General features: G+C 44.5%; 13 protein-coding genes. 10 read left to right on the top strand and 3 right to left on the bottom strand.

Annotated features, from left to right (window positions below; all coding sequences use genetic code 11):
* Window positions 1-32: 32 nt before the first annotated feature.
* Together IUA53_RS04185 and typA are read right to left on the bottom strand one after the other, a co-directional pair.
* Window positions 33-404 carry a response regulator gene (locus tag IUA53_RS04185; protein WP_044057978.1) on the bottom strand — a complete coding sequence of 124 codons (372 nt, stop codon included), beginning with the start codon at window positions 402-404 and terminating at the stop codon, window positions 33-35.
* Between the two features lie 136 nt (window positions 405-540).
* Entirely contained in the window at window positions 541-2,373 is a 1,833-nt protein-coding gene (typA, locus tag IUA53_RS04180) for a translational GTPase TypA (RefSeq protein ID WP_044057979.1), read from the bottom strand.
* A 455-nt stretch (window positions 2,374-2,828) separates the two neighbouring features.
* Between typA and glnA the strand changes: the two genes are divergently transcribed.
* The 4 genes from glnA (at window position 2,829) to glnG (ending at window position 7,522) form a co-directional block, all read left to right on the top strand.
* Complete coding sequence (gene glnA / locus IUA53_RS04175) at window positions 2,829-4,238, top strand: glutamate--ammonia ligase (protein WP_044057980.1); 1,410 nt, start codon at window positions 2,829-2,831, stop codon at window positions 4,236-4,238.
* Window positions 4,239-4,341: 103 nt separating this feature from the next.
* Entirely contained in the window at window positions 4,342-4,911 is a 570-nt protein-coding gene (locus tag IUA53_RS04170) for a hypothetical protein (RefSeq protein ID WP_052806711.1), read from the top strand.
* Between the two features lie 126 nt (window positions 4,912-5,037).
* Window positions 5,038-6,123, top strand: coding sequence for a nitrogen regulation protein NR(II) (gene glnL, locus IUA53_RS04165; protein WP_044057981.1), 1,086 nt, complete (start codon window positions 5,038-5,040; stop codon window positions 6,121-6,123).
* Window positions 6,113-7,522 (top strand): nitrogen regulation protein NR(I), encoded by a 1,410-nt coding sequence (glnG, locus tag IUA53_RS04160; protein ID WP_044057982.1) that lies wholly within the window; start codon window positions 6,113-6,115, stop codon window positions 7,520-7,522. Before glnL ends, glnG begins: the two co-directional genes overlap by 11 nt.
* A 98-nt stretch (window positions 7,523-7,620) precedes the next feature.
* Here the strand turns inward: glnG and IUA53_RS04155 are convergent, their stop codons facing one another.
* Window positions 7,621-8,760, bottom strand: a complete 1,140-nt coding sequence (locus IUA53_RS04155) for an HD-GYP domain-containing protein (protein ID WP_044057983.1) — start codon at window positions 8,758-8,760, stop codon at window positions 7,621-7,623.
* A 228-nt stretch (window positions 8,761-8,988) separates the two neighbouring features.
* On the opposite strand from IUA53_RS04155, the gene IUA53_RS04150 reads away from it, so the two are divergent.
* From IUA53_RS04150 to IUA53_RS04130, 6 genes are all read left to right on the top strand, one after another.
* A complete protein-coding gene (locus IUA53_RS04150) occupies window positions 8,989-9,714 on the top strand; it encodes a 1-acylglycerol-3-phosphate O-acyltransferase (protein WP_044448488.1) in 726 nt (241 codons plus the stop codon).
* 30 nt (window positions 9,715-9,744) lie between these two features.
* Window positions 9,745-10,143, top strand: coding sequence for a ribonuclease E inhibitor RraB (rraB, locus tag IUA53_RS04145; protein ID WP_044057985.1), 399 nt, complete (start codon window positions 9,745-9,747; stop codon window positions 10,141-10,143).
* Window positions 10,144-10,235: 92 nt separating this feature from the next.
* Complete coding sequence (locus IUA53_RS04140) at window positions 10,236-11,000, top strand: choice-of-anchor H family protein (protein ID WP_044448490.1); 765 nt, start codon at window positions 10,236-10,238, stop codon at window positions 10,998-11,000.
* 226 nt (window positions 11,001-11,226) lie between these two features.
* Window positions 11,227-11,742: a PAS domain-containing protein gene (locus IUA53_RS20260; protein WP_231401254.1), complete on the top strand. Its 516-nt coding sequence runs from the start codon at window positions 11,227-11,229 to the stop codon at window positions 11,740-11,742.
* The gene (locus IUA53_RS20255; protein ID WP_332310819.1) at window positions 11,709-12,641 is read left to right on the top strand and encodes a GGDEF domain-containing protein; all 933 of its coding nucleotides are present in this window, start codon (window positions 11,709-11,711) and stop codon (window positions 12,639-12,641) included. Before IUA53_RS20260 ends, IUA53_RS20255 begins: the two co-directional genes overlap by 34 nt.
* A gap of 100 nt (window positions 12,642-12,741) precedes the next feature.
* A complete protein-coding gene (locus tag IUA53_RS04130) occupies window positions 12,742-14,025 on the top strand; it encodes an ABC transporter substrate-binding protein (RefSeq protein WP_044448493.1) in 1,284 nt (427 codons plus the stop codon).
* Window positions 14,026-14,062: the final 37 nt, after the last annotated feature.

The raw sequence follows: 14,062 nt of genomic DNA, 5'->3' as shown, positions 1-14,062 counted from the left end.
AACTAGCGCTGCTTATATCAATTCGAACTTTTTTATCCGTTCGTGACTTCCACCGCCTTGCTGGTTAATTCTTCCATATTGAGCGGTTTAGCCAGAAAACCATTCACCCCTAGCTTTCTGGCTTCCATGACAACGTTTTTGTTAGGGTCAGCGGTAATCAGCAAAAAGGGGATTTGTAAACGAGCCGCGTGACAGGTTTTTAGCAAGCTTAACCCATCGTACTCAGGCATGACCTGATCGCTAATGATTAAGTGCAAGGAGTCTGGGGTTTGCTGAAGCAAAAAATCACGGGCAATTTTACTTCTGCTAAACGGATAAACCGTCGCCCCTATTCGATTCTCGAGCGCATCGGTAATGAGATCGAGCGTAACAAGATCATCTTCTATAACTGCAATTGATAGCACGGATAACGCCCTTCTTGTGTGTATATTGGTGATGATAGAAGTAGAAATGGCCTTTGCCAACACTCCTTTGGTCGATATTTTTCGCCAGGATCAAAAAAGCCAACCTCAAGGTTGGCTTTTTACCGCGTAAAATGGTTTACGACTTAGGTGCGCGAGAAGCACGCTTACGTTCGTTTTCAGTAAGAAGCTTCTTACGAATACGAATAGACTCAGGCGTCACTTCGACTAGCTCGTCATCATCAATAAATTCAAGCGCTTGCTCGAGAGACATTTTGATTGGCGGCACAAGTGTTTGTGCTTCATCAGTACCCGATGCACGAACGTTAGTTAGCTGCTTACCTTTAAGCGCGTTAACCGTTAGGTCGTTGTCACGGCTATGAATACCAATCACCATACCTTCGTATACTTCTACACCATGGCCAATGAATAAACGACCACGTTCTTGAAGGTTAAACAATGCGTTAGTAAGGGCTTTACCGTTCGCATTCGCGATAAGAACACCATTCTTACGCTTACCAATAATACCGCCTTTGTACGGGCCGTAATGGTCGAATGTATGATAAAGCAAACCAGAACCTGACGTCATTGTCATGAATTCAGTTTGGAAACCGATTAGGCCACGGCTAGGAATAACGAAGTCAATACGTACACGACCTTTGCCATCTGGAGACATATCAGTCATTTCAGCTTTACGTAAACCAAGTTGTTCCATAATTGAACCTTGGTGCTGCTCTTCACAGTCGATGGTCAAGGTTTCATACGGCTCTTGCGTTTCGCCATTTTCTTCTTTCAAGATAACTTCTGGACGTGATACCGCAAGCTCGTAACCTTCACGACGCATATTCTCAATAAGAATACCTAAGTGAAGTTCACCACGACCTGACACGCGGAACTTATCCGGATCGGCCATTTCTTCAACGCGCAATGCTACGTTGTGAACCAGTTCATCGTTCAAACGCTCTAGGATATTACGAGACGTAACGTACTTACCTTCTTTACCCGCAAACGGTGAAGTATTAACTTGGAAGGTCATGGTAACCGTTGGCTCATCTACCGAAAGAGGTGGAAGTGCTTCAACCGCATTGACATCACAAATCGTGTCAGAGATTTTCAGTTCGCCAAGACCTGTGATAGCAATGATATCACCCGCATTGGCTGCATCAACTTCGTGTCGCTCTAGACCAAGGTAACCATATACGAGGCCCACTTTTCCGTTACGTGTTTTACCGTCAGCAGTGACCACCGTGACTTGCTGGTTAGGCTTAACAGAACCACGGCTTACACGACCCACACCAATTACGCCTACATAAGAGTTGTAATCTAGTTGAGAAATCTGCATTTGGAAACCGCCGTTAACGTCTGCGTCAGGCGCAGCTACTTGGTCAACGATAGTTTGGAAAAGTGGTGTCATGTCATCGGTAGGCGCATCGGCATCCAATGACGCCCAGCCGTTTAACGCTGAAGCGTAAACAACTTGGAAATCTAGCTGTTCATCTGTAGCACCTAGGTTATCAAACAAGTCAAAAACTTGATCCATTACCCAGTCAGGGCGCGCGCCTGGCTTATCGATTTTGTTAATAACAACAATTGGCTTAAGACCTTGAGCAAACGCTTTTTGTGTAACAAAACGGGTTTGCGGCATTGGACCTTCTTGTGCGTCGACAAGAAGAAGTACAGAGTCAGCCATTGACATAACACGCTCTACTTCACCACCGAAATCGGCGTGTCCCGGAGTATCAACAATGTTGATACGGTAGTCATTCCAGTTAATTGCAGTGTTTTTCGCTAAGATGGTAATGCCGCGTTCTTTCTCGATGTCGTTCGAGTCCATCACGCGCTCTTCTTGCTCGCCTCGAGATTCAAGGGTGCCCGACTGTTGTAACAGTTTGTCAACCAATGTTGTTTTACCGTGGTCAACGTGGGCAATGATTGCGATGTTACGCAATTTACTAATATCAGTGGTATTCATGCTTAATAGAGCCTGTGTAAATCGATACATACCAAAATAGTATGCATTAGATTTGTTGCAAAAAATGCAGATAGAGAAATTTGCGCGGATTGTACAGAAAAACCACGACGTTTGCGCCTCTTTTTTTCGACAAACCGTAAATGTTTTTGAATGGCGTACTTTAAAACGTGTTAAAGAACGCATATGGTAAAACGGTTAGCGAAAAAGATGCAGGTTTAAGTGGCAACCCTCGGCGACTTACTCTAGGCTAGCTGACAACAATAATTTTACATTGCACCCTTGCAGTGCCTTAATGCACCATTGAAGTGCAAAAATCTAATGACAGAAAGGACTTTATCGGCTGCGATGCCGTATAAATAGGAATAGCGATAAATGGCATGATAATCGCTTTCACTTTAGCACTGTTGGAATGAAGCTGATCATTCCGCATTTTTACATTAAACCTGGAGGACACGATGTCAGTAGATAAGGCATTAGAACTTATTAAAGAGAGTGAAGCGAAATTTGTAGATTTACGCTTTACTGATACTAAAGGTAAAGAACAACACGTATCAATCCCTGCTAGCCAAGTTGACGATGAATTCTTTGAAGAAGGCAAAATGTTCGACGGTTCTTCAATTGCAGGTTGGAAAGGCATCAACGAATCTGACATGGTTCTTCTTCCAGATGCAGACAGCTGCGTAGTTGACCCTTTTGCAGAAGAAACGCAAGTTAATATTCGTTGTGACATCGTAGAGCCTTCTACTATGGAAGGTTACGAACGTGACCCTCGTTCAGTTGCTCGTCGCGCAGAAGAGTATCTTAAGTCTACCGGTATCGGTGATACTGTATTCTTCGGTCCTGAGCCAGAATTTTTCTTATTCGATGATGTTAAATTCCATACTGACATGGCCGGTTCTTTCTACAAAATCGACTCTGCAGAAGCAAAGTGGAACTCTGGTGAAGAGTTTGAAGGCGGCAACATGGCTCACCGTCCAGGCGTAAAAGGTGGTTACTTCCCAGTACCTCCAGTAGATTCTGCCCACGACATTCGTGCTGCTATGTGTATGGTAATGGAAGAAATGGGCTTAGTTATTGAAGCGCATCACCACGAAGTGGCGACTGCGGGTCAAAACGAAATCGCTTGCGAATTCAACACCCTTGTTAAGAAAGCTGACGAAATTCAAATCTACAAGTACGTTGTTCACAACGTTGCTCACGCATACGGTCAAACAGCGACTTTCATGCCTAAGCCTCTTGTAGGTGATAATGGCTCTGGTATGCACTGCCACCAATCTATTGCTAAAGATGGTAAAAACATCTTTGCAGGTGACAAGTACGCAGGTCTTTCTGAAGAAGCACTTTACTACATTGGCGGTATCATTAAGCACGCTCGTGCTATCAATGCTTTCGCAAACGCATCAACTAACTCGTACAAGCGTCTTGTACCAGGGTTTGAAGCGCCAGTAATGCTTGCTTATTCTGCTCGTAACCGTTCTGCGTCAATCCGTATTCCATACGTAACTAGCGATAAAGCGCGTCGTATCGAAGTACGTTTCCCTGACCCAACAGCTAACCCGTACCTTGCATTTACTGCAATGCTTATGGCTGGTCTTGACGGAATTAAGAACAAGATCCACCCTGGCGATTCAATGGATAAAGATCTTTATGACCTTCCTCCAGAAGAAGCAGCAGAAATCCCAACTGTTGCAAGCTCGCTAGAAATGGCGCTTGAAGCACTAGATAACGATCGTGACTTCCTTAAGGAAGGCGGTGTAATGACAGACGACATGATTGATGCATACATTGATCTTAAGTCTGAAGAAGTGACTACCCTTAATATGTCAACTCACCCAGTTGAGTTTGACATGTACTACAGCGTATAAGCTGTTAGGTATTAAGTCTGATACAAAAGCCCGCAATTGCGGGCTTTTTTTATTGGCAAAGCTTTTCTATTATGTATTTATAATCGCGTGACTGAGTAACCCCGTGAACCGCGTATGTTTAGCAATCACTTTAAGCATTGCCTCGTTAGGCCTTGCAGCACAAGCAAGCCAGATAGTTCAGGCACAGCAAACTGTACCTGAAGAAAAAAGCATCTTCAAAGTGAAGCTTGCCGACGGCAGCTATGTGTTTACTGATAAACCTCAAGCGCAAGCAGAGCAAATAACATTTGCGAACCAAACCCAAAACCTGGTTCCTGCCGCTAACCTCACTTCTTCACCCAAACCTTTATCTTCTTCAGCGCCTCCCTCAACAGCAACGTACTCGGTAAAACTGCTTTCCCCTGCTGATGAAGAAACCATACGAAACAATGCAGGGAACATCACTATAGAGGCAACACAGCCTTCAAAGCCTTACGCACCTCGCTACCGTCTACTCTTAGATGGTAAAGAAAAAGCAACCAATACATCGGGCAAATTTGCGCTAAAAGGTGTCGACCGTGGTGCACATCAGTTCCAAGTTATTCTCATTGGTAATAAGGGCAAGACTCTTGCATCGTCTGAAGTAAGAACGCTGTATTTGCATCAAGCATCAGTGCTCATAAACAATAACTAGGGTTCAATTGTAGCGCAGCGCCCGCACCATAGCGGGTCATAGCGAATATGACAACCGTGTTACATTGCACGCTTATATTCCACTCGTGATACAATGCACCATTAAAGTGCAAGGAGACAAACTCGGATGCAATCTACCGAGTTAGAAACGCAACTTTTACTCAATAGCCTAAATACGGCATTAGTAATGGTTGATGAACAACTGAACATTGCCTTCGCCAATCATGCAGGTGAAGCCCTGTTTGAAACGGGGAAAAAGCAACTTATCGGTCATCCGTTAAGCGACTTTTTTATGCCAGGCTCTATAGAGACAACGCGCCTAAGAGCGGCTATGCGTAGAGGTGAAGATTTCACTGAAAATGAAATGCGCTTGACGTTCCGTGACGGCCGCAATGTCATGACTGACTTGACGGTGACAAACCTACAGATGGAGGACGGCCCCCATCTGTTATTTGAAGTTAAAAAAATTGACCAGCAAAAACGTATTTCCAGAGAAAACTTACAAAATGCACAACATTATGCAGCACGTGAGTTAATCAGGGGTTTAGCACACGAAATTAAAAACCCTTTAGGGGGCATTCGTGGTGCAGCGCAATTATTAGAAAAAGAACTCAGCGAGGAACATAAAGAGTTTACTCGCATGATTATAGAACAGTCGGATCGGTTACGAAATTTGGTAGATAGGCTGTTAGGGCCTAATTCTTTACCTCGTTTCGAAGAGTGTAATGTGCATCAGTCGTTGGAAAAAGTGCGATCACTCATGCGTGTAGACTCCGACACACCGATTACTATTATTCGAGATTACGACCCAAGTATTCCCAATCTGCGCATCGACCCAGATATGATTCAGCAAGCCGTGCTGAATATTGTACGCAATAGTGTTCAGGCACTCACAGAGCACAAAACACCCAACCCACAAATTAGGTTGGTAACCCGAATTGAAAGGCAGATGACCATTCAAACAAAACGTCATGCCTTAGTTGCGAAACTGCGTATTGTAGATAACGGGCCTGGGATCCCAACAGAAATTAAAGACACCCTGTTTTATCCCATGGTGAGCAGTAAACAAAATGGCAGCGGGCTTGGGCTTTCCATTTCTCAAACACTAATTAATCACCATGGCGGCAAGATAGATGTAGAAAGCCACCCTGGTCACACTGAATTTGTAATTTATATACCGATAGAGCGTAAGGAGATAGGCAATGACGAATGAATCTGTATGGATTGTCGATGATGACAGTTCAATTCGTTGGGTGCTTCAAAAAGCCTTACAGGCAGCAAATATTGGGTGCTTGAGCTTTGAAAACCCACAAGACCTCTTGCTACAGCTTCAAAGTGGTCAAGCGCCGGAAGTGATCATATCTGACATACGTATGCCACAAATGGACGGCATGACCTTGTTGAATGAAGTGCACGTGTCACACCCCATGTTGCCGGTCATTATCATGACCGCCCACTCTGATTTAGACAGCGCGGTTAATGCCTACCAAAAAGGGGCATTTGAGTACTTACCTAAGCCTTTTGATATTGATGAAGCAGTAACTCTTACCCAGCGAGCCCTCGCCCATGCTAGAGAACAATCTAGAACTCAGCAAGCCGTGCCTGATGAATCGCAAACTGAAATTATTGGTGAAGCGCCAGCCATGCAGGAGGTGTTTCGCGCAATAGGTAGATTATCTCGCTCTTCCATTAGTGTCTTAATTAACGGCCAGTCTGGAACCGGTAAAGAGCTGGTCGCTCACGCATTGCACCGCCATAGCCCACGTTCAAGCAACCCTTTTATTGCGCTTAACATGGCCGCTATTCCTGCTGATTTAGTAGAGTCTGAGTTATTTGGTCATGAAAAGGGCGCGTTTACGGGCGCACAAACTACCCGCCAAGGCCGCTTTGAACAAGCTGATGGTGGCACCCTGTTTCTCGATGAAATCGGTGATATGCCTTTAGATGTGCAAACGCGATTGCTTCGGGTACTGGCCGACGGACAATTTTACCGCGTAGGTGGCCATCAGTCAGTGTCAGTGGACGTGCGCATTATTGCTGCCACCCACCAAAACCTTGAACAACGTGTCGCCGAAGGCAAGTTTAGGGAAGATCTCTTCCACCGCCTCAATGTTATTCGCGTGCACTTACCCTCATTATCAGAAAGGCGAGAAGATATTCCGTTACTCGCTCGACATTTTTTGCGTAGAGCCGCAAAAGAACTAGACGTTGAAGCGAAGTCGCTGAGTAAAGATGCTGAAAAACTCATGGCGCAATTGCCCTGGCCCGGTAACGTACGCCAGCTTGAGAATGTATGCCGTTGGCTAACCGTTATGGCCAGTGGCCAAGAAGTGTTGCCTAGCGATTTACCGCCTGAGATTCACTCTGAGAGCTCGATTGAGAAAGCCAGTTCCGCTGCCGGTGACTGGCCAGAACTGCTTGCCAGTTGGACTGACAAACAACTTAAAGACGGGCATTACAACATTTTAAATGATGCCATGTTAACCTTTGAAAAAATCATGCTAGAGCGCGCGCTTCAGCATACTCATGGCCATAAGCAAGATGCAGCCAAACGACTTGGCTGGGGCAGAAACACCTTGACACGTAAACTAAAAGAACTTGGAATAAGCTAGTTTTCCTCTATCTTACGCAATGAAAGTGGGAAGTAAGCCCACTTTCATCTTTGCCTCGCGTTGCTCCTGTTCCACCCGCAACTTCTCAGCCCTTCTGGCTACGCCCCTTTGGTTAACAAGCTGGTCATGCCCTGATTAAAATGCCTGACCCATTTCATGCTAAATTGACCTTTTGCCGAACGGTTAATGGCAATAACAGCTTCTTTCTTCGACAACAAATTGTCTTCATTGTGAGCACGAGAATGCGTCATGGCATCATAGGTATCAATAATGGCAAGCAACTTTGCGCCTTCGCAAATACCTTCCTCTTTTAAACCAAGCGGGTAGCCTGTGCCGTCGGTGCGCTCATGATGCTGCATAACTATTTTTCGTGCCATGTCCCACTGGTCAAGGTGTTCTAATAATCGCGCACTCTTGTAGACGTGTGACCGCATTAAGTTGAATTCAATTTCACTTAGCGCGTCGCCCTTATGCAGTATTTTTAATGGCATAAAAGCCATACCAAAATCGTGTACATAGCTTGCTACCGCCAATTGATCTTCTTCTATGGGGTTACCCGCAATGTCGTTGATATACATAGCAAGCTTAGCAATTCTATCGCCTCTTCCTGCCCAGTAATTAGAACGCCTCTCAATGGTTTGCATTAAATCGCGAAAGAACAGCACATCTAGCTTCTTCTCGCTACTCATGTCTTTGGGAATGCCGGTGGTCGCCAGCGTGGGGGGTTTAATCTGAACCGTATCAGGGTCACCACCATCAGTGACCACGTCAAGTGCGGGGTTCAGCAGCAATACCGCTTCGGTAAGCAATTTCTCATGCTCAACAGTGTTGTCCGGCGAAATTCGGCTAATGGCCAACACCAATTGCTCGTGTAAGGTATTGTCATACTCAGCTTTACCTTCTGCCATCACGGCCTCAACAAACGCTTTAACCCTGTCCATGGTTAGTAACACCAAGTCACTCATGGTGCTGGTGTACGATACCTGCCCTTTACGTAAGTAATCGAGTAAGTCTTCTACGTGTTGCAGAAGCGGGATCATAGGCGTGAAATTAACTAAACCTAAATCCCCTTTAATCGTATGTATAGAACGGAAAAGTGCACGTTGCAGTTCGTTGTCTTCGGGACGTAGTTCCAATTCAATGAGTGTTTGTTCACTGGATTCATAGAGCTCGTTTATTTCTTCCATTAAGTCGGAAAGGATGTCTTCTTCTAATTCATCAGGGACGAAAGTCTGCATGTAATAAATCCAGGTTTATGGAGATTGGCTATATCTTGTTTATTGTAAGCGGCTATTCGATTACTTGCCTCATACTAAAGGTGAGTATCTATCATAATTCGTGAAAAATGAATGCCGACTAAGGTGAACATTTTATATTTTTAGTGGAAAGCGGGTCTACACTCATCGGACAAGTGTACGCTGAAACTTACATTATACTGCGCGCGTCACCAGTATTTAGGAGTTGTTTTGATCGCTTTATTACGTGTTCCCCTGTTATTTTTAGCTTTTCTTCTTATTAATCTTGCACTGCTTGTTGTATGTATTTGTCGTCCATTTCACAAAGATAACGTTCATACCGCCGGCAAACTTTACTCCCTAATGGCGAAAATTATGGGGATTAAAATTGTCATCACCAAAAATGACAAGGTGAACGAAACAGAGCCCTACGTGTACATCGCTAACCACCAAAATAGTTATGACATCATTACCATTTGTAAAGCCGCCATGCCAGGTGTGGTGACCATTGGCAAAAAGAGTTTAAAGTGGATACCTATATTCGGTCAGATTTATTGGCTATCAGGCAATATTATGATCGACAGAAAAAACTCCGGTAGAGCAAGAAACACATTAGATATTGCTGCAAATCGGATCGCCAAAAAACGCACGTCAGTATGGCTCTTTCCTGAAGGGACTCGTAGTTATGGACGGGGGATACTTCCTTTTAAACAAGGCGCATTTCGTTTAGCCAAAAGCACAAACGAACCGGTAGTGATGGTGACGGCCAGTAATCTGCACAATAAGATTAAATGGAATCGTTGGAATAATGGTATTGTGCTTATCGATATTTCAGCCCCTCAAGCATTGACCGACGAAAAAAACGTTAAAGAATGGATGCATTACTTTAATGGCGAAATGAAACAAAAGTTTGAAGCGCTTAATACTCGGGTCGATGAATTGGAAAAAAGCGAGTAAACTTGCGGAAAAATACGAGGCCTAAGTAATATGAACCAGTTTGACGAAAAAGAAGAATGGTACGCGTTCAATCAAGAAACCATTGATGCGCTACTTGAAGATGGTAGCCAAAAAGATGCGACCTATACCATCGAACATCACCTTGCTAGCAACGACTTCGATAAGCTTGAGAAAGCAGCCGTTGACTGCTTTAAAGCAGGCTTTGAAGTGACGGATGCTGAAGAGCTTATGCTGGATGACGGCGGCACTATTTTCTGTTTTGATGCCGTTGTAGAACGCGAACTTGAACGCGAAACACTAGATTCAGATTCTGATGCATTATTGAAGATTGCCGACAAGCACGACGTGCAATACGACGGCTGGGGCACTTACTTTATGCCACGAGGCGACGAGTCTTACGAAGGTGAGGGTGAGTTCTTAGACGATTAATTCTGTGGTTAGTTAAGGCTTGCTTCAGCTTTTATTCATGTATTTCTGCACACAATGGCCCTGTCATTGTTCATCAGGAAAGGATAAAAGCGATGAAAGCTCTAACACACACTTATAAAATGATAGCGGCGCTACTGATTGTTTGTGGCGCTTCCCTACCCTTTGCTCATGCATCGCAAGATAATTCAGCGTCGACCGTCAAAGTATCTGTGTCTGAATTTCAGTTTGATACCCCTTATGTAGAGCAAGCCGCCTCTACCAGCGCAGATGCATCGAAACAAAGTGAAAAACACAAACAACGAACGGCGTTAGTCAGCACCAACAATCAATCATATTCGCCATCTTCTTACGTGTATACCAGTGAGTTTTGGATTTACGACAGCTGGGTGACCTTCGACCGCGATATCGATTACGATGGCTACTACTCAGGCTTTACCGTGGAGTTTGATGCCGACACCTACTTTTCAAGTGCCAGAGTGTATGCTGTGCTCTATTTAGGAAGAGATGGGCTTTATGATGCCATACACATGAGTTCGGAATTCAATATATACGGCGAAGATGCTTCAGACAGCTTTGTGATAGAAAGCACCCTATTAAGTGGCTTTCCTCCCTCAGAATACGATGTACTCGTGGAAATTTATGATGCACACAGTGATGAATTACTCGCCTATAGCGATAGCTACGACGATGCAGACTTAGCTTACTTAAGCTTAGAAAGTGATAATCACGAATATATTTACGAAGATACTGTGGTCATTGTGGAAGAACACGGCGGTAGCACTGGTGTATTCAGCATTCTGGCCTTACTGCTTGCCACGCTTTACCTGAAAAGTAAAAAGTCTCACACACTAAACTGAACCGGTAAAAATAAACTGTCCAAAAGCTGAACAATCATTGTTCAGCTTTTTGCATTTCTTCTACTATACTAAAGTAGCAACAGCACGCGTTTAACATCACCATACAAGCCGTACCTTATAAGAAACGCCGAGAAGTTAAATGCATATACACCTCCTAGTAAAAGAATAAAGAAGATTTCCTCGGTTAGGTAATCTTGTCATCAGGCTATGATATAGGTGTGCTTTTATGATGAGCTTAAAAAACGTTAACCTACTGCACTTACTCGATAACGCCCAAATTGGCGTGGTTATTCATACGTGGGATACCCAAGTTGGGTATGCCAACCCAGCGGCACTTTCTTTGCTTAATGTGACCCTAGAGCACATCAAAAAGTCTTCAGGATTAGATGAGCAATGGGAATTCATCGATAGGCAGAATCGACGGCTACACAAAGATGAATTCCCTGTAAATAAGGTGATTCGTTTGAATGCCGCTATCAACGAAGAAATCGTGGGGATCGTTTGCAGGCAAACTGGGCAGGTACGTTGGGCAAAAGTGAGTGCCTACCCCGAAACCTACTCAGATACAAAGCTTGGATTTGTGGTGGTTTACTTCACTGAAGTCACCGAACAACTCACCCATTTTTCTTTTGAAGATATCGTGAAAAATGCTCAGGACATGATCATTGTTACAGAAGCGCAAAATGTCTCTGGCCTTTATCGCCAAAGATTATCTATGTTAACGATGCAATATGCCGGGTAAGTGGCTATACACAAGACGAGCTTATTGGTGAAACGCCACGTATTTTTCAGGGCGCCCTTACAGATTCAACAGCAACGTTACGAATTCGAGAAGCGCTGCTGGCAAAAGAATCGGTGACTGAAACCTTAATTAACTATTCACAAAACGGCACGCCATACTGGATGGTGGAAATGAACATTTTCCCATTGAAAAACCAACTCGGTGAGGTCACGCATTTTGCGTCGGTTGAGCGGGACGTTAGCACAACTAAATTTCATTCAGAGCAGCTTAATAGCCGCAACCAAGAATTGAAGTTGATAAAGCAAAACTTAGAAACACTCGTGACTGAGCAGACCCGAGAGTTGCGCAATGCTAACGTTAAGCTAGAAAAACTAGCCTATTTCGATGCCCTTACTGATATCCTCAATAGAAGAGCCTTTAACGACGCCTTAGACAAAGCCATTCATTTTGCCCATCGACACGAATTTGGATTATTGATGGGTATTGCCGACATAGACCACTTCAAACAGCTTAACGACACCTACGGTCACGGATTTGGTGATGACGTGTTAGTTATATTCGCTAACCTCCTAAAAACCTTTTTCAGACAAGAGGACGGTATCGGTCGACTGGGGGGCGAAGAATTTGGTTTCTGTATGGTGGTACCCAAGGAGCACGATGTAAACTGCGTAGTAGAGCGATTACGAGAAAAAGTAGAAGCGTTACCTTTACGTTATGCTGAGCTCAAAGAAAAGCAATTTACTGTCAGTGTAGGCGCTTACTGCGCGCAAATGTTACAGAACATGACAGCCCGTGAGCTACCGGATATGGCTGACAACGCGTTGTATACCGCTAAGCGTGGAGGCAGAAACCGAGTAGAAGTCATTACCCAAGTTCCCAGCAATACGAAGGCTTGCTGATAAAAATTACGCCCAACAACAAAGCATTAACAAAATAAGTTGGTAAGATAAGAAAAGGGTGCCAAAATTAGTCATAGAGTATCAATGCTGGATAATGTCTATGACAGGGAAATCACCGCATTCCATTTCCCCTACGCAAAATCGAAGAAGTTTTTTAAAGGGCTCGGCTGCATTTGGGGTAACCGCTGGCGTGACGCCATTTGCTATTGGTAAGCCACCCCCTACCATCAGAGTGCTCGGCACTCACGTTACCTTACAAGAAGAGATTCGCCAACAGGCCATGGCCGATTTAGGCATCAATATCGCGTTTCAACCGGGAGGTAGTGCCGCCGTATTGCAAAAAGCGTCAATGGCCCCCCATTCCTTTGATTTATATGAGCAGTGGTCGAACAGTATTAATGTACTATGGCGTTCGAAAGCCATCCAGCCGATTGAGAAAAAGAAGCTAACCTATTGGGAGGAAATAAACTCGCTAACGAAAACCGGAAAAATAACCCCCAACGCCCAAATGGGTGCCGGTGACGCGCCGCATAAAATTTTACACATCCAAGAGGATGGCAAACTGGGTGTGAACCATACCGACCACATTAGCTTTCTTCCCTATGTGCACAATGTGGATTCGTTTGGTTACAACCTTAACACTCTACCAGAGGGCCTCAAAAGTCAGCCTGAAAGCTGGGGCTGGTTGTTAGATAGCCGAAACTCAGGAAAAGTCGCCATTGTGAATGACCCTACCATAGGGTTATTTGATTTAGCCCTTGCAGCTGAAGCAAAAGGCTACGTAACCTTCAATGATATTGGCGCCATGACCAAAATCGAATTAGACGACTTATTTACTGTGCTTATCGAGCTGTCTCAGTTAAATCACTTCAGCGGCTTTTGGACATCAGTGCCTGAATCTGTGCAGTTTATGCAGAGCAAGCGCGTTAATATTGAGAGCATGTTTTCCCCTGCGGTATCCGCCCTCAATAGCCAACACCTTCCCGTGCGCTTTGCTGCCCCAAAAGAAGGTTATCGAGGCTGGCACGGAGTAATGTGTTTATCTTCAGCGGTGAATGGGCGAAACAAAGATGCAGCATACGACTATATGAACTGGTGGCTATCAGGTTGGCCTGGCGCATTTATCGCCCGGCAGGGCTATTATATTTCTAACCCGCAACGTTCTGCCGCTCACTTAAGCCAAGCCGAATGGGATTATTGGTATAAAGGGTTACCCGCCCGAGAGCCCCTGGCAGGAACTGATGGCCGAATTAGTGTACAAAAAGGGAGCCAACGTACAGGGGGAAGCTACGAAGATAGATTTAGTCATGTTGCAGTGTGGAATACGGTTATGCCAACCTATGAGTACAGTCTGCAAAAATGGTATGAATTCATTACCTCATAGATGCTACAGACTGCATCTGAAGATAATTAATAATAAT

The organism is Alteromonas sp. B31-7 (genome assembly GCF_015767655.1).
Lineage (GTDB): Bacteria > Pseudomonadota > Gammaproteobacteria > Enterobacterales > Alteromonadaceae > Alteromonas > Alteromonas australica.
The sequence above is the reverse complement of the archived record's forward strand: the minus strand, read 5'-3'. Positions and strand labels throughout refer to the sequence as shown.